Consider the following 17,857-nt stretch of genomic DNA (forward strand, 5'->3'; position numbering starts at 1 on the left):
GCCCACCCCGCCCCCACCGCCACGACGTGTGGATCGCGTCGGCCGGCCTGGCCGGCGGCCTGTTCGGCGCCGTGTTCGGTATGTACATGTTCCCGGGCCGGCCGCACGGCCCGCTGGTGCTGGTCGGGCTGCTCGTCATGTGCGGCGCCGAGTTGCTGCGCCGCACCAGGCCCGAGGTCGCCCTGCCGCTCTCCGTCGCCGCCCTCGTGGTCGACGTCGCCTTCGGCGGTCTGCTGGCCGTGCTGCTGATGTTCACCGACGTGGTCTACGCGGCCACGCTCTACGGCCGGCAGCGCTTCGGCAGGATCGTCACGCACGGCAGCGTGGCGCTCAGCATCGTGGTCACCGTCGTCGCGGTGGTCTGGCTGCGCGCCCCCGAGGCCGTCACCCTCGGCGTGGCGGCCGCCGCCGTCACCGCGACCCCCGCGTGGACGGGGCTGATGCTCCGCCACCACCGGGACACGGCGGCCGCCGAGCGGCTGCGGGCCGAACAGACGGCGCTGCTGGCCGAGATGGATCGGGTGCAGGCGGTGGCCGGCGAGCGGTCCAGGATGGCCAGGGAGCTGCACGACATGGTGGCCAACCACCTGTCCGCGATCGCCATCCACGCCACGGCCGCCCTCACCCTCGACGAGCGGGCGGCCACCCGGCAGGCGCTGTCGGTGATCCGGGAGAACAGCACCCAGGGCCTCACCGAGATGCGGCGGCTGATCGGCCTGCTGCGGGAGTCGGGCGCCGGCGGCGAGCCGGAGGCGACACCGAACCTCGACGGCCTGCCCGCGCTGCTCCGCCGCGCGGGGGACGGCGGCGCCGGCCGGCTCCGCTTCACCGCGAGGGACGAGCGTCCGGCGGGCGCCGCGCTGCCCACGCCGATCGAGCTGGCCGCGTACCGCATCGTCCAGGAGTCGCTGACCAACGCGGTCAAGCACGCCGCGCCCGGCGAGGTCGAGGTGGGCCTGGCGCAGGACGAGGCCGTGCTCACGGTCACCGTCACCAGCCCCTACGGGGTGGGCGCGCCGAGCCGCGCGCCCGGCTCGGGGGCCGGCCTGATCGGGATGCGGGAGCGCGTCGAGCTGCTGGCCGGCGCGTTCGCGGCCGGTCCTGAGCCCGGCCTCGACGGCGCGCCCCGCTGGCGGGTGCGCGCCCGGCTGCCGCTGCTCGACAGCCCGGCCGCCGTCCGGGAGAGCGCGTGACCGTCCGGGTGGTGGTCGCCGAGGACCAGGCGGCGGTGCGGCAGGGCCTGGTGCTGATCCTGGGCAGCGCGCCCGACATCCGGGTGGTCGGCGAGGCGGCCGACGGGGAGCGGGCGATCGCCCTCGCCCGCGAGCTGCGGCCCGACCTGGTGCTGATGGACATCCAGATGCCGGTGCTCGACGGGGTCTCGGCCACGGCGCGGATCGTCGCCGAGGAGCTGGCCGAGGTGCTGGTGCTCACCACCTTCGACTTCGACGAGTACGTCTTCGGGGCGCTCCGCGCCGGCGCCGGCGGCTTCCTGTTGAAGGACAGCGACGCCCCGTCGCTGATCGCCGCCGTGCGCACGGTGGCGGCCGGCGAGGGCACCATCGCGCCCGCCGTCACCCGCCGGCTGATCGCCGAGTTCGCCCGCAACTCCCCGGCCCCGCGGGGCCCTTCACCGGACGCGGGCCGGCTGGCCGCACTCACCCCCAGGGAGCGGGAGGTGCTGGCGCACGTGGGCGCCGGGCTGTCGAACGCGGGGATCGCGGAGCGGCTCGGGATGGCGGAGGCCACCGTGAAGACCCATGTCAGCCGGATCCTCAACAAGCTGGGCCTGCGCAGCCGGGTCCAGGCGGCGGTGCTGGCCCAGGAGGCGGGCCTCGCCGGCGGCCGGGCCTCCTGAGGCCTCCCCCGGGAACGGCGCCGCCAGGCCCCAAGTCGCCGGTGGTACAGACCTCTTGACCGTTGGTCTGGACCATTCTACTCTCACGGCTAATCGAGCGCGGTCGATGCACCGCTCCACGGCACGGACCCGGGCCCCTCGCGGGCCTCCCCACATCCCCACCGGCCGACCCAAGGAGCCCTCCTTGTCACGCGTCAGACGCCGAATCACCGCCGTTCTCGCGGTGTTCGCCCTTCCCCTCGCCTGGATCGTGGCCGTCGCGGGCCCCTCCCAGGCCGCCACCGCCACCGCGACCTACGCCAGGACCACCGACTGGGGCACCGGCTTCGAGGGCCGGTGGACCGTCAGCAACACCGGCACCGAGACCATGAACGGCTGGACGCTGGAGTGGGACTTCCCCGCCGGCACCGCCGTCAGCAGCTCCTGGGACGCCCGCGTCAGCAACAGCGGCACCCACTGGACCGCCCGTGACGCCGGCTGGAACGGCACCCTGGCCCCCGGCCAGACCGCCAGCTTCGGCTTCAACGGCAGCGGCGGCGGCGCCCCCGCCAACTGTCTCCTCAACGGCCAGCCCTGTGACGGCAGCGGCGGCGGTGGGGACGACGGCGGTGGCGGCGACGACGGGGGCGACGACGGAGGCGGTGGCGACGACGGCGGCAGCGCCCCGCCCGACGGCCAGGTCAACCTCGGCTACTTCGCCGAGTGGGGCGTCTACGGCCGCGACTACCACGTCAAGGACATCGTGGACTCCGGCACCGCCGACGAGATCACCCACATCAACTACGCCTTCGGCAACGTGACCAACGGCGAGTGCGCGATCGGCGACAGCTACGCCGCCTACGACCGCGCCTACAGCGCCGCCGAGAGCGTCAGCGGCGTCGCCGACACCTGGGACACCGGCGCGCTCCGCGGCAACTTCAACCAGCTGCGCCAGCTCAAGGAGCGCTACCCGGACATCCAGATCCTGTGGTCCTTCGGCGGCTGGACCTGGTCGGGCGGCTTCACCGAGGCCATGCGTGACCCGCAGCGGTTCGCCCAGTCCTGCTACGACCTGGTCAACGACCCGCGCTGGGCGGGCGTCTTCGACGGCATCGACCTGGACTGGGAGTACCCCAACGGCTGCGGGCTGAGCTGCGACAGCAGCGGCCCGCGGGTGTTCGGCGACATGATGCGCGCCTTCCGCGGCGTCTTCGGCGACCAGCTGGTCACCGCGGCCATCACCGCCGACGCCTCGCCGGGCGGCAGGATCTCCGCCACCGACTACGCCTACGGCGCCCAGTACGCGGACTGGCTCAACGTGATGACCTACGACTTCTTCGGCGCCTGGGCGGGCACCGGCCCCACCGCCCCGCACTCGCCGCTGACCTCGTACAACGGCCTTCCGACACAGGGCTTCACCTCGGAGGCGGCCATCAGCGCGCTCCGTGCCCAGGGCGTCCCACCCGAGAAACTGCTGCTCGGCATCGGCTTCTACGGCCGCGGCTGGACGGGCGTCAGCCAGAGCGCACCGGGCGGCAGCGCCACAGGACCGGCGCCGGGAACCTACGAACAGGGCATCGAGGACTACAAGGTGCTCGCCACCCGCTGCCCGGCGACCGGCACCGTGGCCGGCACCGCCTACGCGCACTGCGGCAACCAGTGGTGGAGCTACGACACGCCGGCGACTGTCGTCGCCAAGATGCAGTGGGCCCGCCAGCAGGGCCTGGGCGGCGGCTTCTTCTGGGAGTTCTCCGGTGACAGCTCCAACGGCGCCCTGGCCCACGCCATAACCCAGGGGCTCGGCGGCTAGGTCGAACAGGGCCCAGGTCCTGTCCGATCCCCGGCCGGCACGCCCCACTTGGCGGCCGGGGACGAAAGACCGCGGCCGGGACGGCTGACGAATCGCCGTCCCGGCCGCACTCAGTTCTTCGTCCCGAGTCTCACGGTCCCGGAATCACGCCACGTTGACCCGTTGCCCGGGCGGCGCCGCCTCCAGCCAGGCCAGGAAGCCGGTGAGGGCGTCCTCGCTCATCGCCAGCTCCACGTCCCACTCGTCGTGGCGGCAGCTCAGCACCACCGCGCCGGGCAGCAGCGCCAGCTCCTCCTCGCCCACCGGCTGTCGCCGGTCCCGGACCTGGATGCGGTCCCGCTGGAGCGTGCGGCGCGGCCGCAGCGCGTAGGAGAAGACCCGGAACCACTCCACGTGGTCGCCGTTGTACCTGGCCACCCCGTAGAGCCAGCCCTTGCCCTGCGACTGGCCGGCGCGCGGCGGGGTGAAGCGCGCGCTGCAGTCGAAGGTGCCACCCAGCCGCTGGATCAGCCGCCGGCGCATCCCGAAGCCGAAGAGCCCGAGCACCAGCAGCGCGAGCACCGCACCCGACACAAGCAGAGCGAGGACCAATCCGATCGACCTCCTCGCCTCGTGCCGTGTTCCGTGCCGGCTGCCCCGATGACGCCCGCGAATACGCCTGCCGAAGATTGATGGCCGGCCGCTGGCGGCCGGCCGCGCGTCAGCGGCTCGCCGCCACGGCCCGCAGCCGCACGTCGGCACGCCGCTCGGCGGGCGTGTCCGCCTCCGACCTCGCCCGTTCCAGGGCTCGCTCGGCTCGCTCGACGTCGATCTCCTCGGACAGCTCCGCGATCTCCGCGAGCAGCGACAGCTTACCGTCCGTGTAGGAGACGAAACCGCCGTGCACGGCGGCCACCACGGTGCCCTGGCCGGTCTCGCCGGCCGTGCGGATGGTCACCGGGCCCGGCTGGAGCACCGCGAGCAGCGGCTGGTGGCCGGGCATGATGCCGATGTCGCCCGAGGTGGTGCGCGCCACGACCAGGCTGGCCTCGCCAGACCAGACCTGCCGGTCCGCGGCGACCAACTCGACGTGCAGCTCAGCCACGATGGCTCCCCTCTCTCCTTGCTAAAGAATAGTTGGCGCCCCCTGGCACCCGTGGGGCGGGGTGCCCACCCGGTCCTGTCAGGACCTGGGCCACCCCGCCCCACCAGCTGACCAGGATCAGGAGACGCCCAGCTTCTTGGCCTTGGCCTTCAGGTCGTCCAGGCCACCGCACATGAAGAACGCCTGCTCGGGGAAGTGGTCGAACTCGCCGTCCGCGATGGCGTTGAACGCCGCGATCGACTCGTCGAGCGGCACGTCCGAGCCGTCCATGCCGGTGAACTGCTTCGCCGCGTGGGTGTTCTGCGACAGGAAGCGCTCGATCCGCCGCGCCCGCTGGACGGTGAGCTTGTCCTCCTCGCTCAGCTCGTCCATACCGAGGATCGCGATGATGTCCTGGAGGTCCTTGTACTTCTGCAGGATCCCCTTGACGCGGGACGCGCAGTCGTAGTGGTCCTGCGAGACGTACCGCGGGTCCAGGATGCGGGACGTGGAGTCCAGCGGGTCCACCGCGGGGTAGATGCCCTTCTCCGAGATCGGGCGGGAGAGCACCGTCGTCGCGTCCAGGTGGGCGAAGGTGGTCGCCGGCGCCGGGTCGGTCAGGTCGTCCGCCGGCACGTAGATCGCCTGCATCGAGGTGATCGAGTGACCGCGGGTCGAGGTGATGCGCTCCTGCAGCACGCCCATCTCGTCCGCCAGGTTCGGCTGGTAGCCCACCGCGGACGGCATGCGGCCGAGCAGCGTGGACACCTCGGAACCGGCCTGGGTGAAGCGGAAGATGTTGTCGATGAAGAACAGCACGTCCTGCTTCTGGACGTCGCGGAAGTACTCCGCCATGGTCAGGCCGGCGAGCGCCACCCGGAGGCGGGTGCCCGGCGGCTCGTCCATCTGGCCGAAGACGAGCGCGGTCTGCGGGAGCACGCCCGACTCGTCCATCTCCGCGATCAGGTCGTTGCCCTCACGGGTGCGCTCGCCGACGCCGGCGAACACGGAGACGCCCTCGTGCAGCTTCGCCACACGCATGATCATCTCCTGGATGAGCACGGTCTTGCCCACCCCGGCGCCGCCGAACAGGCCGATCTTGCCGCCCTTGACGTACGGGGTCAGCAGGTCGATGACCTTCAGACCGGTCTCGAACATCTCGGTCTTCGACTCGAGCTGGTCGAACGCCGGGGCCTTGCGGTGGATGTCCCACCGGTCGGTGACCTCGGACTCGGCCTCCGGCTCGTTCAGGATCTGGCCCAGGGTGTTGAACACCCGGCCCTTGGTCACGTCGCCCACCGGCACGGAGATACCCCGGCCGGTGTCGGTGACCGGCGCCTGCCGGACCAGACCGTCGTTGGGCTCCAGGGCGATGGTGCGCACCAGGCCCTCGCCCAGGTGCTGCGCGACCTCGAGGGTCAGCGTCCTGGTGGTGCCCTTCTCGGCGGGGTCGTCGACCTCCACCGTCAGGGCGTTGTAGATGTCCGGGATGGCGTCGACGGGGAACTCCACGTCGACGACCGGACCGATGACTCGGGCGATCCGGCCCGTGGCCGCGGCCTTGCTGGGGGCCGCCTCAGCAGCAGTGGTCATGGTTAGCGTTCACTTCCCGCGGTCGCGTCGGCCAAGGCGCTCGCGCCACCGACGATCTCGGTGATTTCCTGGGTGATTTCGGCCTGGCGGGCCGCGTTGGCAAGCCGGGTGAACGACTTGATGAGTTCCTCGGCGTTGTCCGTCGCCGACTTCATCGCCCGACGGGTCGCGGCGTGCTTGGAGGCGGCCGCCTGCAGCAGGGCCGTGTAGATCCTGCTCTCCACGTACCCCGGCAGCAGCGCGTCGAGCACCTGCTCGGGCGACGGCTCGAAGTCGTAGAGCGGACGTGGCGCGCCGTCGCGCTTGAAGACCTCGGCCGACTCCTCGGCGGAGTCGACGATCTCCATCGGCAGCAGCTGGCGCTCCACCGGCGTCTGGCTGATCATCGAGACGAACTCCGTGTACGCGATGTGGAGTTCGTCGATGCCGCCCTCGTCGGTGTCCTTCCGGATGGCCTCGATCAGCGGCGCCGCGACATCCTTGGCGTCCGCGTAGGTCGGGTTGTCCGTGAAGCCCGTCCAGGAGTGCGTGATCGGACGCTCACGGAACCCGTAGTACGCCACGCCCTTGCGGCCGACGATGTACGTGTCGACCTGCATGCCGGAGGCGACCAGCTCGCCCGTCAGGTGCTCGCCCGCCTTGATGGCGTTGGACGAGTACCCGCCGGCCAGGCCGCGGTCCGAGGTGATCAGCAGCACCGCGGCACGCCGCGGCCGCTCGATCTTGGTGGTCAGCGGGTGCTTCACCTCGGAGCCGTACGCCACCGCGGTCACCGCGTTGGTGATCTCGTCGGCGTACGGCGTGGCCGCGGCGACCCGGCGCTGCGCCTTGATGATGCGCGAGGCCGCGATCATCTCCATGGCGCGGGTGATCTTCTTGGTCGCCGAGACCGACTTGATCCGCCGCTTGTAGATCCGAAGCTGGGAGCCCATGGATCAGCCCTCGCCCAGCAGCTTGCCGTCCGCCGTCTCGAACTGCGACTTGAACTTGTTGACGGCGGCGCGGACGGCCTCGACGGTGTCGTCCGACATCTTGCCGCCCTCGCGGATCGACGTCATCAGGCCCTTGTGCTCCCGGCCCAGGTAGTCGAGCAGCTCGCGCTCGAAGCGACGGATGTCGCCGACCGGGATGTCGTCCATCAGGCCGTTGGTGCCGGACCACACCGAGACCACCTGGTTCTCGGTCGGGAACGGGCTGTACTGCTCCTGCTTCAGCAGCTCGACCATGCGCTGGCCACGGGCCAGGGCCGACTTGGAGGCCGCGTCCAGGTCGGAGCCGAAGGCGGCGAACGCCTCGAGCTCGCGGTACTGGGCCAGGTCGACGCGGAGCGAACCGGTGATCTGCCGGATCGCCTTGTGCTGCGCGGAGCCACCGACGCGGGAGACCGAGATGCCGACGTTCAGCGCCGGGCGCTGGCCCGCGTTGAACAGGTCGGACTCCAGGAAGCACTGACCGTCGGTGATGGAGATCACGTTGGTCGGGATGAACGCGGAGACGTCGTTGGCCTTGGTCTCGACGATCGGCAGGCCGGTCATCGAGCCGGCGCCCATGTCGTCGGAGAGCTTGGCGCAGCGCTCCAGCAGCCGGGAGTGCAGGTAGAACACGTCGCCCGGGTACGCCTCACGGCCCGGCGGGCGGCGCAGCAGCAGGGAGACGGCGCGGTAGGCGTCGGCCTGCTTCGACAGGTCGTCGAAGATGATCAGGACGTGCTTGCCGTCGTACATCCAGTGCTGGCCGATGGCCGAGCCGGTGTAGGGCGCGATGTACTTGAAGCCGGCCGGGTCGGACGCCGGGGCCGCCACGATGGTGGTGTACTCCAGCGCGCCGGCCTCCTCCAGGGCGCCACGCACCGAGGCGATGGTGGAGCCCTTCTGGCCGATCGCCACGTAGATGCAGCGGACCTGCTTGTTCGGATCGCCGGAACGCCAGTTGTCGCGCTGGTTGATGATCGTGTCGACCGCGAGCGCCGTCTTGCCGGTCTGCCGGTCGCCGATGATCAGCTGACGCTGGCCACGGCCGATCGGGGTCATGGTGTCGACGGCCTTGTAGCCGGTCTCCATCGGCTCGTGCACCGACTTGCGCTGCATCACGCTGGGCGCGCGCAGCTCCAGGGCGCGACGGCCGGTGGTCTCGATCTCGCCGAGCCCGTCGATCGCGTTGCCCAGCGGGTCCACGACCCGGCCGAGGTAACCGTCGCCGACGGCCACCGAGAGGACCTCGCCGGTGCGGCGCACCGGCTGACCCTCCTCGATGCCGCTGAACTCACCGAGGACGACGACGCCGATCTCCCGCTCCTCGAGGTTGAGGGCGAGGCCGAGGGTGCCGTCCTCGAACTCGAGCAGCTCGTTCGCCATGGCCGAGGGCAGCCCCTCGACCTTCGCGATGCCGTCACCGGCAACGCTGACCGTCCCGACCTCTTCGCGCGAGGCCGCGTCCGGCGTGTACGACTGGACGAAGTTCTCCAGTGCGTCCCGGATCTCATCCGGCCGGATCGTGAGCTCCGCCATCTGGGTTCCCTGCTCTCCTTGTTGGGCCCGTAAGTATGTCCACTACGGCCCAACTCGGGCCGCTAGTACTGCTTCTTGAGTTGGTGGCGCCCGCAGGCGCGCCGGCTTCCCCCGGACTTCGCCCGGGAGGTGCCCCCAGGCCGGTCAGCCGGCCATCCGCCGGTTGACCTCGTCCAGCCGGTCGGCGATGGTGCCGTGGATGACCTCGTCGCCCACCCGCACCGAGATCCCGCCGATGACCGTCGGGTCGACGTCCAGGTTCAGTTGGATCGGCCTGTCGTACAGCCGGGACAGCGCGTCGCCGAGCCGCTGTCGCTGAGCGTCACTGAGCGGTACCGCCGAGGTGACGACGGCGACCGATCGGCCCCGCCGCGCCGCGGCCAGCGAGCACAGGGCGTCGAGCCCACTGTCCAGGCTACGTCCCCGCGGCCGTTCCACCAGCCTGGTGACGAGCCGGATCGTGACCTCGTGGGCCCGGCCGCCCAGCAGCTCGCGGATCAGCCCCGCCCGGGCGGCGATCCGCGCCGCGTCGGTGTCCTTCGCGCTGAGGGCCGCGCTGAGGGCCGGCGAGGTGACGACGATCCGGCCGAACCGGAACAGCTCGTCCTCCACCGTGTCCAGCGCGCCGGCCTCTTCGGCGGCGATCAGATCGGCCGCCTCGGCCAGCTGCTCCAGCGCGTCGACCAGGTTCCGCGACGCGGACCAGCGGGACCTGACCATGCCCGAGACCAGGTCGACGGCCTCGCCGCTCACCTGTCCGGTGAGCAGCCGGCCGACCAGCTCGGCCTTGCGCTCGCCCGACTGCGCCGGATCGGTCAGCAGCCGCCGCAGCGCGGTCTCGCGGTCGAGCAGGACGGTGACCGCGGCCAGGTCGGCGGCCAGGTCGGCGGCGTCCACGCGGGTGTTGTCGGTCAGCGCGTCAAGGCGCTCACGCGCGGCCTCGACGGCCTCTCGGCTCGCGCCGATCATCTGGTCACTCCCTCTCACACTCGCTGCTCACGGGCCGGACGCCGCCGGGCACCTGCCCGGCGGCTCGACCCGTTGCTGGTGGAACTCATCGACCGGCCTCGGTACGGCTCGGGACCGGGCCGTCGGCCTGCTCCTCGAGCTCGTCGAGGAAACGGTCGATGGTGCGGCTCTGCCGAGCGTGGTCCTCGAGAGACTCCCCGACCAGCCGGCCGGCGAGCTCGATCGCCAGCTGGCCCACGTCCTGCCGCAGCTGCTCGGTGGCCTGCCTGCGGTCGGCCGCGATCTGGGTGTGGCCGGCGGCGATGATCTCCTCGCGCTGCCGCTGACCCTCCGCGCGCATCTCGGCGATGAGCGAGGCACCCTGCTCCTGCGCCTCCTGGCGCAGCCGGGCGGCCTCGTGCCTGGCCTCCGCGAGCAGCTCCTTGTAGCTGTCCAGCGTCTGCCGGGCCTCGGCCTGGATGGACTCGGCCTTCTCGATGCCGCCTTCGATGGACTCGCGGCGCTCGTCGAGCGTCTTGTTGATGTTCGGCAGCAGCTTCTTGTAGAAGGCGAAGAAGATGATGCCGAAGCAGATCAGACCGATTCCGACCTCAGGCCACACGGGCAGCAGCGGGCTGTTGGGCTCCGACGCCGCCAGTTCGATCATCTCGATCATGGTGGTGGACCTCTCGTCTAAAGAGCGTCGGGGCCGATCACGGGTTGGCGAAGGCGAGCACGAAGCCCATCAGCGCCAGCGCCTCGATCACCGCGAAGCCGAGCAGCATGTTGGTACGGATCAGGCCGGCGGCCTCGGGCTGCCGAGCCATGGCCTGCACGCCGTTACCGAAGACGATGCCGACGCCGATGCCGGGGCCGATGGCGGCGAGGCCGAAGCCGATGGTGTTCAGGCTGCCCTTGATCCCAGAGGCGGCGGCAAGGGTCTCGAAAGCTGCGGACATGTCCGTTCTATCCTTCTCTGTGGTGGGCCGGTGGGATGTGCGCCCACCGGGGGGTTGTTGCTTGGGGCTCTCAGTGCGCTTCTTCGAGCGCCTGGGAGAGGTAGTTGGCCGTGAGGACGACGAAGACGTAAGCCTGCAGAGCCTGGATGAAGAGCTCGAAGCCGGTCAGGATCAGCGCGAACACGAACGCCGGGATCGCGTAGAGCGTGCCGCCGAGGGTCCCCAGCATGTACCAGGTCGCGGTGATGAAGAGCAGCAGCAGCAGGTGGCCGGCGAACATGTTGGCGAAGAGCCGGACCGTCAGCGTGAAGGGCCGCAGGATGACGTTCGAGAAGAACTCGATGGGCGTCAGGATCACGTAGATCGGCTTGGGCAGCCCGCTGGGGACACAGAGGTTGCGGATGCCGCCGACGAAGCCGTTGGTCCGGAACGTCACCGTCATGTAGGTGACCCACACCACTGCGGCGAGCACGGCCGGGAAGGCGATGGCCGAGGTCACGGGGAACTGGGCGAACGGAATGACCGCCCAGATGTTCATGACCCAGACGAAGAAGAACAACGAGACGAGGAGGGGAACGAACGGCTCACCCTTCTTGCCCATGATCTCGCGGGCGACGCCGCGCCGGACGAAGTCGTAGCCGGCCTCGGCCACCATCTGCAGCTTGCCGGGCACCACCTTCGGGTTGGCGAACGCGGCCCAGAAGAAGGTGAGGATCAGCGCGGTGCCGAGCAGCGCCAGCAGCATGATCTTGTTGAACTCGATCGGACCGACCGTGAAAATCGGCTCGAAGAGGAACGACCACACCGACGGGGCGGGGAAGCCGCAGTCTTGGAACAGGTGGCAATCAGTCTCGAAGGCGAGCACCTCTTCGTTACTCACCGTGAGCTCCCTCGGCGTGACGCATGAATACGGCAACCTCGATGTGTCGGCGCGGCGGCATGCCACGGAACGGCACTGGACTGGGTGTGGCGGGAGAAACGCCGGTCGGCACATGCACCGCTGTCCCGCACAGCACGCGCGCCTGCCTCGACTCGGCTCTCGGCGACGGACGATAGCAGCACGCGGCGAGGCTCGTTATACAGCCCCCGCTGTCACCACTGCCGCTCATGGCCGCCCGCCAGGCGAGGAACCCGTGGACTCGGGCACCACGTAGGGGGTCTTGATACGCACGTGCGCTCGAACCTGGCCACCGAGCCAGGCGACGGTGCCGACCACCACTCCGATGATGAACGCCCGCGGGTTGAGGAACGAGGCGTCGCGCAGCAGAAGGAGCGCGACGACCAGCAGCACCATCTGCGTGGTGTAGGTCATGAAGGCCGCGCCGAAGAACAGCTCAGGCCAGCGCCGGCCGACGTACCCGAGGGTGAGCAGACCTCCGCCGAAGAAGAGGGCGGCGAGGAGCACTCCGAGGGCTACCCCGACGGCACCGTCGACCCCTGCCACGACCGCGCCGATGGCGACGGCGAGCACACCTACCGCGGCAGTGGGGATCGCGGCGCCACGGATGATCGCGGCGTCGTTGGACTGCATGGAAGTGTTTCTCCGACGGGCTTTGGGGACTGTCGTCGTTGACGAATTGACGAGCGTTTCGTGAACGCTATCACAAACTATTTGATGAGGTCTTTACCCAGTTCGTGTGCAGGGCCTCACACGGAAGAGGTAATCAAACCGTTGCGGAGCTGACGGGACGATCACCATCTGCTAGGCGTCTCGTCGCCCGGATTTCACGCTCACGACCGACTGTCGATCTTGCGTCGCCGCGGCGACCGCTGCCGGTCCCCGATCGCCGTCGCGCCCTGCCGGGCGCCTGCGGCGGGCTTCACCGGCGAGTCCGTCGCGACGGCCTCATCGGCCGTGGCCACGCCAACCGGCTCGGCCGAAGCCTCGGTGGCTACCGCCACCGGCCCGCCGACTTCCGCCGGTTCGGATTCCACGGTCGGATCCGCGGCGACAGGCTCCGGCTCTGCGCCGGCAGCCGGTCCGGCGGCCGAAGGGCTGTCCGCCCCGGCCGGTGGGGCCGCGTCCTCCCGGACCTTCGAGCCGGTGGCGCCAGCAGGCGCTACCGGCGTCCGCCGGTAGCGCGGCGGCACGAGACGTTGCGCCCACATCGGGGCGCGCGGCGTGAAGCGCGGCATGAGCAGGACGATCAGGCCGACCGCGCTCAGCACCACCACCGTCGGGACGATCCACGCGCTGGCCCACTCGTTGGCGGCCTGCGCCGAGTACGCCACCGCGCCGAACGAGGTCAGCGCCGACCAGAAGTACATGATCAGCACGGCCCGGCTCTGCGAGTGGCCGATCTCCAGCAGCCGGTGGTGCAGGTGGCCGCGGTCCGCGCTGAACGGCGAGCGCCCGTTCCACGTGCGGCGCACGATCGCCAGCACCAGGTCCATGAACGGCACCACGATGATCGTCAGCGGCAGCAACAGCGGGATGTACACCGGCACCTGCTGCACCGTGCGCTCCCGGCCGGTCAGGTCGAGGCCCATGGCGTCCGGGTCGACCTGGCCGGTGATGGACACCGCGCCCGCGGCCAGCACCAGGCCGAGCAGCATCGACCCCGAGTCGCCCATGAAGATCCGCGCCGGGTGCAGGTTGTGCGGCAGGAAGCCGACGCACATGCCGATCAGCACGGCCGCGAAGAGCGTCGCGGGGGCGGCCGCCTCGATCCCGTAGCCGTACCAGATGCGGTACGCGTACAGGAAGAACGCGGCGGCCGCGATGCAGACCATGCCGGCGGCCAGGCCGTCGAGGCCGTCCACGAAGTTCACCGCGTTGATGGTGACCACCACGATGGCCACCGTGAGCAGCGTGCCCTGGAGCGGGGTCAGCGCAACCAAGCCCACCGTGGGCACCGGCAGCCACAGGATGGTCAGGCCCTGGAGCACCATCACGCCGGCCGCGATCATCTGGAGGCCCAGCTTGAGCAGCGCGTCCACGCCGTACCGGTCGTCGAGCACGCCCACGATCCAGATCAGCGCCGCCCCGGAGAGCAGCGCCCGCGGCTCGTCCGAGGTCAGGAACACCTCGCCGATGTTCTCCAGCTGGGCGGCCACCAGCAGGCCGGCGCACAACCCGCCGAACATCGCGATGCCGCCGAGCCGCGGCGTGGGCTCACGGTGGATGTCCCGCGCTCTGATCGCCGGCATCGCGCCCCAGGCGATCGCGAACTTCCGCACCGGCCCCGTCAGCAGATAGGTGACCGCTGCCGCGACACAGAGCGTCAACAGGTATTCGCGCACAAGATGCCCCAGTGATCTCGCTGGACTACCGCCGAACACCCTCTCATGCCCGCGCCCCCCTCGACCGCCATGGTGCGCGCGAAGGCACCCCGGTCAGAGCGGTGACGACGGGGTCGAGCGCCGAGCTGATCTCCTCGCCGATGCTGCGGAAGTAGGGCAACGGCGCACCGTACGGATCCTGCACCTCGTCGGCCTCCGCGTTGGGCGCCAGCAGCCAGCCGCGCAGGGCGGCGGCCGCCCGTGAGAGCGCCCGCGCACGCTCCACCAGGCCCTCGGGCGAGGACGCGGCGGGCAGCGTGGTCATGTCGATGGCCCGCACCAGGCGGGTGAACTCCTTGAGCGTGAACGTGCGGAGGCCGGCCGAGTGCCCCATGGAGATCACCTGGGCCCGGTGGTCCCGGGTCGCGGTGAGCACCAGATCGGCCTGGATCACGTGCTCGTCCAGCAGTTCCCGGCCGAAGAAGTCACCGGCGTCGGCCCCGTACTCGGCGAGCAGCTCCGCCGCGTGCGCCTCCATCGGAGCTCCCTCGTGCCCCCAGGTGCCCGCGCTCTCCACCACGAGGCCACAGGCGAAGCCGCCGAGCCGGGCGCTGAGGGCGTGCCGGGTCAGCCGCTCGGTGATCGGCGACCGGCACACGTTGCCCGTGCTCACGTGCAGTATCCGGAAGACCTGCCGCGGAGGGCCGGGCGCCTCGGACGCCGGTATGCCGGTGCTGCCGGTGTCCGCGGGGCTGGCCGCGGGCGGGGTCAATGCGAGGTCTCCAGATCGGGCACTACCTTGCGCAGCTCCTCCTCGCTCACCGCCCCGGCGCGCAACAGCACCGGAACGTCCCCGGTGACGTCGACGATCGAGGACGGCACGGTGTCCAGCGTCGGGCCGCCGTCGAGGTAGACGGCGACCGCGTCGCCCAGCATCTCCTTGGCGCCGTCGCAGTCGATGGGCGGCGCGTGGCCGCTGAGGTTGGCGCTGGAGACCGCCATCGGGCCGAAGTCCTTGAGGAGTTCGAGGGCGACGGGGTGCAGCGGCATCCGCACCGCGACCGTGCCGCGAGTCTCCCCCAGGTCCCAGGTGAGGGACGGCTGGTGCTTGGCGACGATGGTGAGCGCGCCGGGCCAGAAGGCGTCGACGAGTTCCCAGGCACGCTCGGAGAAGTCGGTGACCAGCCCGTGCAGCGTGTTCGGCGAGCCGATCAGCACCGGCGACGGCATGCCGCGGCTGCGCCCCTTGGCCTCGAACAGGTCGCCCACCGCACTGGTGTTGAAGGCGTCGGCCCCGACCCCGTAGAGGGTGTCGGTGGGCAGCACGACCAGATCGCCGCGCCGCACGGCGGACGCCGCCTCCCGGAGCCCGTGCTTGCGGTCGACCGGGTCCGAGCAGTCGTAACGACGTGCCATGACTGAGGGTCCTCCTCTCACCGCGCGACCCGGCGGGCGGTGGCGAATCGTGGCCGGTTGTTCAGGTCGGGGTGGTCCGCGGCATCGGCCCAGCCGCGGTCCTCGGTGAAGATCCAGGGCACCTGGCCGCCCTGGGTGTCGGCGTGTTCGATGACCACCATGCCACCGTGGCGCAGCAGCCGGTGCGCCGCCCGCTCCAGGCCCCTGATGGTGTCGAGGCCGTCCTCGCCGGAGAACAGCGCCAGCTCGGGGTCGTGGTCCCGGGCCTCGGGCGCCACGTGCTCCCACTCGCCGAGCGGGATGTAGGGCGGGTTGGAGATCACCAGGTCGACCTGCCCGGTCAGTTCGGGCAGGGCGGTGCGGGCGTCCCCGTGGTGCAGCACCACGCGGGATCCCTCGGCGTTCCGCCGGGCCCACTCGAGCGCCCGGTCGTCGAGCTCGACGCCGTGCACCCGGGAGCGCGGCACCTCCTGCGCCAGCGCCAGCGCGATGGCGCCCGAGCCGGTGCACAGGTCGACGATGAGCGGCTCCGCCACGTCCATGGCGCGCACCGCGTCTATCGCCCAGCCCACCACCGACTCCGTCTCCGGGCGGGGCACGAACACCCCTGGCCCCACCTGGAGTTCGAGGTAGCGGAAGAAGGCCCGTCCGGTGATGTGTTGCAGCGGCTCGCGCGCCTCGCGGCGGGCCACCGCCTCCCAGTAGCGGGCGTCGAAGTCGGCGTCGGCGACGGAGTGCAGCCTGCCGCGATCGGTGCCGTGCACGAACGCGGCCAGCTCCTCGGCGTCGTACCGCGGCGAAGGCACCCCGGCGTCGGCCAGCCGCTGGGTGGCCCGCGCCACCTCGGCCAGCAGCAGGGAGCGCGTCGCCCCACGGCCGGAGGGAGCCCCGGCGGCACCTCCCGGCCGAAGGTCGGGGGAAGGTCGTCCGCTAGATGCAGTCACGTCGCCCACCCTACGCATCTCTCGCTCACTGCGCCGCCGCGAGCTTGGCGGCGGAATCGGCGTCCACGCACGCCTGGATCACCGGATCGAGCTCACCGTCGAGCACCTGGTCGAGGTTGTACGCCTTGAAGCCCACCCGGTGGTCCGAGATCCGGTTCTCCGGGAAGTTGTAGGTGCGCACCCGCTCCGAGCGGTCCACCGTCCGCACCTGGCTGCGGCGGGCGTCGGACGCCTCCCGGTCGGCCTCCTCGCGCGCGGCGGCCAGCAGCCGGGCCCGGAGGATCCGCAGTGCCTGCTCCTTGTTCTGGAGCTGGCTCTTCTCGTTCTGGCAGGAGACGACGATGCCGGTGGGCAGGTGGGTGATGCGGACCGCGGAGTCGGTGGTGTTGACGGACTGGCCGCCGGGCCCCGAGGAGCGGTAGACGTCGATGCGCAGGTCGTTCTGGTTGATCTCGACCTCGACGTCCTCGGCCTCGGGCAGCACCAGCACGCCGGCGGCCGAGGTGTGGATGCGGCCCTGGGACTCGGTGGCCGGCACCCGCTGCACCCGGTGCACGCCGCCCTCGTACTTGAGCCTGGCCCACACGCCCTGCCCGGGCGCCGGGGTGCCGCGGCTCTTCACGGCCACCGAGACGTCCTTGTAGCCGCCGAGGTCGGACTCGTTGCCGTCGATGATCTCGGTCCGCCAGCCGACGCGCTCCGCGTACCGCAGGTACATCCGCAGCAGGTCGCCGGCGAACAGCGCCGACTCGTCGCCGCCCTCACCGGCCTTGATCTCCAGGATGACGTCCTTGTCGTCGCTGGGATCGCGCGGGACGAGCAGCAGCCGCAGCTCGTCGGTCAACTCCTCGCGGCGCGCCTGGAGCTGCTTGACCTCGTCGGCGAACTCCGGGTCCTCCGCGGCGAGTTCGCGGGCGGTCTCGATGTCCTCACCGGTTCCGCGCCAGGCGCGGAAGGCCGCGATGATGGGGGTCAGCTCGGCGTACCGCTTGCCGAGCCGGCGCGCCGTCGCCTGGTCGGCGTGGATCGCGGGGTCGGCGAGCCGTCGCTCGAGGTCGGCGTGCTCGCCGACCAGTTCCTCGACCGCCTCGAACATCGTGGCTGCTCCTGAGCTCTGCGTAACGGTGACTTGAGGGGACGCGCGCCCCCTTGAGGACGCGAAAGGCGCCGGTCCGGCCGCCGCCTGGTCTTCCAGGACGGGCGGCCGGGCCCGGCGCCGTCGGGGTCGCTACTTCCGGTTCGACCCGGCGTTCTTGCCGAAGCGCGCCTCGAAGCGGGCCACGCGGCCACCGGTGTCCATGATCTTCTGCTTGCCGGTGTAGAACGGGTGGCACTCCGAGCAGATGTCGGACCGGATCGTCCCGCCGCTCACGGTCGAGCGGGTGGTGAACGACGCGCCACAGGTGCAGCTGACCTGGGTCTCGACGTACGTCGGGTGAATGTCGCGCTTCACGGTGTCTCCTAGGTTCGGGAGGGCGCCGGGTCGGTGCGCGGGATGCGCGCCGTGAACCGGGGCCGACGCTCCAGTCTGCCAGCACTGGTGCGCACCCTCCAAAAC

The 17,857-nt window shown here is 71.1% G+C and carries 19 protein-coding genes; 3 read left to right on the forward strand and 16 right to left on the reverse strand.

Features of this window, described 5'->3' with window-relative positions; translation table 11 throughout:
• The 3 genes from E1283_RS12770 to E1283_RS12780 all read left to right on the forward strand — a co-directional run.
• On the forward strand, positions 1-1,193 hold a 1,193-nt coding region (locus E1283_RS12770; protein ID WP_132818111.1), incomplete at its 5' end, for a sensor histidine kinase.
• On the forward strand, positions 1,190-1,858 hold the full coding sequence (locus E1283_RS12775; RefSeq protein ID WP_132818112.1) for a response regulator: 669 nt from the start codon (positions 1,190-1,192) through the stop codon (positions 1,856-1,858). The genes E1283_RS12770 and E1283_RS12775, both read left to right, overlap by 4 nt.
• Positions 1,859-1,964: 106 nt before the next feature.
• A complete protein-coding gene (locus E1283_RS12780; protein WP_132818113.1) occupies positions 1,965-3,647 on the forward strand; it encodes a glycosyl hydrolase family 18 protein in 1,683 nt (560 codons plus the stop codon).
• A 144-nt stretch (positions 3,648-3,791) separates the two neighbouring features.
• On the opposite strand, the gene E1283_RS12785 is transcribed toward E1283_RS12780, so the two are convergent.
• From E1283_RS12785 to rpmE, 16 genes are all read right to left on the reverse strand, one after another.
• Entirely contained in the window at positions 3,792-4,238 is a 447-nt protein-coding gene (locus tag E1283_RS12785; protein ID WP_132818114.1) for a DUF2550 domain-containing protein, read from the reverse strand.
• Positions 4,239-4,347: 109 nt separating this feature from the next.
• Positions 4,348-4,731, reverse strand: a complete 384-nt coding sequence (locus E1283_RS12790) for a F0F1 ATP synthase subunit epsilon (protein ID WP_132818115.1) — start codon at positions 4,729-4,731, stop codon at positions 4,348-4,350.
• Positions 4,732-4,848: 117 nt separating this feature from the next.
• The gene (gene atpD / locus E1283_RS12795; protein ID WP_132818116.1) at positions 4,849-6,303 is read right to left on the reverse strand and encodes a F0F1 ATP synthase subunit beta; all 1,455 of its coding nucleotides are present in this window, start codon (positions 6,301-6,303) and stop codon (positions 4,849-4,851) included.
• A gap of 2 nt (positions 6,304-6,305) precedes the next feature.
• Entirely contained in the window at positions 6,306-7,235 is a 930-nt protein-coding gene (locus tag E1283_RS12800) for a F0F1 ATP synthase subunit gamma (RefSeq protein WP_132818117.1), read from the reverse strand.
• A gap of 3 nt (positions 7,236-7,238) precedes the next feature.
• Positions 7,239-8,810: a F0F1 ATP synthase subunit alpha gene (atpA, locus tag E1283_RS12805; protein WP_132818118.1), complete on the reverse strand. Its 1,572-nt coding sequence runs from the start codon at positions 8,808-8,810 to the stop codon at positions 7,239-7,241.
• Positions 8,811-8,954: 144 nt separating this feature from the next.
• Positions 8,955-9,779: a F0F1 ATP synthase subunit delta gene (locus E1283_RS12810; RefSeq protein ID WP_132818119.1), complete on the reverse strand. Its 825-nt coding sequence runs from the start codon at positions 9,777-9,779 to the stop codon at positions 8,955-8,957.
• Between the two features lie 85 nt (positions 9,780-9,864).
• Positions 9,865-10,425 (reverse strand): F0F1 ATP synthase subunit B, encoded by a 561-nt coding sequence (locus tag E1283_RS12815; RefSeq protein WP_132818128.1) that lies wholly within the window; start codon positions 10,423-10,425, stop codon positions 9,865-9,867.
• A 46-nt stretch (positions 10,426-10,471) separates the two neighbouring features.
• Positions 10,472-10,717: an ATP synthase F0 subunit C gene (atpE, locus tag E1283_RS12820; RefSeq protein ID WP_132818120.1), complete on the reverse strand. Its 246-nt coding sequence runs from the start codon at positions 10,715-10,717 to the stop codon at positions 10,472-10,474.
• Between the two features lie 70 nt (positions 10,718-10,787).
• Entirely contained in the window at positions 10,788-11,582 is a 795-nt protein-coding gene (gene atpB / locus E1283_RS12825) for a F0F1 ATP synthase subunit A (RefSeq protein ID WP_425086163.1), read from the reverse strand.
• Positions 11,583-11,822: 240 nt separating this feature from the next.
• Complete coding sequence (locus E1283_RS12830; RefSeq protein ID WP_132818122.1) at positions 11,823-12,248, reverse strand: Cg1360 family ATP-synthase-associated protein; 426 nt, start codon at positions 12,246-12,248, stop codon at positions 11,823-11,825.
• 200 nt (positions 12,249-12,448) lie between these two features.
• The gene (locus E1283_RS12835) at positions 12,449-13,960 is read right to left on the reverse strand and encodes an MraY family glycosyltransferase (RefSeq protein ID WP_132818123.1); all 1,512 of its coding nucleotides are present in this window, start codon (positions 13,958-13,960) and stop codon (positions 12,449-12,451) included.
• 43 nt (positions 13,961-14,003) lie between these two features.
• Positions 14,004-14,666 carry an arsenate reductase/protein-tyrosine-phosphatase family protein gene (locus tag E1283_RS12840; protein WP_207930383.1) on the reverse strand — a complete coding sequence of 221 codons (663 nt, stop codon included), beginning with the start codon at positions 14,664-14,666 and terminating at the stop codon, positions 14,004-14,006.
• Between the two features lie 41 nt (positions 14,667-14,707).
• The gene (locus E1283_RS12845) at positions 14,708-15,355 is read right to left on the reverse strand and encodes an L-threonylcarbamoyladenylate synthase (protein WP_132818125.1); all 648 of its coding nucleotides are present in this window, start codon (positions 15,353-15,355) and stop codon (positions 14,708-14,710) included.
• A gap of 17 nt (positions 15,356-15,372) precedes the next feature.
• Entirely contained in the window at positions 15,373-16,212 is an 840-nt protein-coding gene (prmC, locus tag E1283_RS12850) for a peptide chain release factor N(5)-glutamine methyltransferase (protein ID WP_132818129.1), read from the reverse strand.
• A 112-nt stretch (positions 16,213-16,324) separates the two neighbouring features.
• The gene (gene prfA, locus E1283_RS12855) at positions 16,325-17,395 is read right to left on the reverse strand and encodes a peptide chain release factor 1 (RefSeq protein WP_132818126.1); all 1,071 of its coding nucleotides are present in this window, start codon (positions 17,393-17,395) and stop codon (positions 16,325-16,327) included.
• A 132-nt stretch (positions 17,396-17,527) separates the two neighbouring features.
• Positions 17,528-17,752 carry a 50S ribosomal protein L31 gene (gene rpmE / locus E1283_RS12860; protein WP_132818127.1) on the reverse strand — a complete coding sequence of 75 codons (225 nt, stop codon included), beginning with the start codon at positions 17,750-17,752 and terminating at the stop codon, positions 17,528-17,530.
• Between the last annotated feature and the right edge of the window lie 105 nt (positions 17,753-17,857).

Origin of the sequence: Streptomyces hainanensis (assembly GCF_004348415.1) — a bacterium.
In the GTDB taxonomy this organism is placed as follows: domain Bacteria; phylum Actinomycetota; class Actinomycetes; order Streptomycetales; family Streptomycetaceae; genus Streptomyces; species Streptomyces hainanensis.

Excerpts from the sequence above, each read along its gene's own strand:
- E1283_RS12780 (WP_132818113.1), top strand. The coding sequence starts at position 1,965 with ATGCACCGCTCCACGGCACGGACCCGGGCCCCTCGCGGGCCTCCCCAC.
- atpD (WP_132818116.1), bottom strand. The coding sequence starts at position 6,303 with ATGACCACTGCTGCTGAGGCGGCCCCCAGCAAGGCCGCGGCCACGGGC.
- E1283_RS12800 (WP_132818117.1), bottom strand. The coding sequence starts at position 7,235 with ATGGGCTCCCAGCTTCGGATCTACAAGCGGCGGATCAAGTCGGTCTCG.
- atpA (WP_132818118.1), bottom strand. The coding sequence starts at position 8,810 with ATGGCGGAGCTCACGATCCGGCCGGATGAGATCCGGGACGCACTGGAG.
- E1283_RS12810 (WP_132818119.1), bottom strand. The coding sequence starts at position 9,779 with ATGATCGGCGCGAGCCGAGAGGCCGTCGAGGCCGCGCGTGAGCGCCTT.
- E1283_RS12815 (WP_132818128.1), bottom strand. The coding sequence starts at position 10,425 with ATGATCGAACTGGCGGCGTCGGAGCCCAACAGCCCGCTGCTGCCCGTG.
- atpE (WP_132818120.1), bottom strand. The coding sequence starts at position 10,717 with ATGTCCGCAGCTTTCGAGACCCTTGCCGCCGCCTCTGGGATCAAGGGC.
- E1283_RS12830 (WP_132818122.1), bottom strand. The coding sequence starts at position 12,248 with ATGCAGTCCAACGACGCCGCGATCATCCGTGGCGCCGCGATCCCCACT.
- E1283_RS12845 (WP_132818125.1), bottom strand. The coding sequence starts at position 15,355 with ATGGCACGTCGTTACGACTGCTCGGACCCGGTCGACCGCAAGCACGGG.
- prfA (WP_132818126.1), bottom strand. The coding sequence starts at position 17,395 with ATGTTCGAGGCGGTCGAGGAACTGGTCGGCGAGCACGCCGACCTCGAG.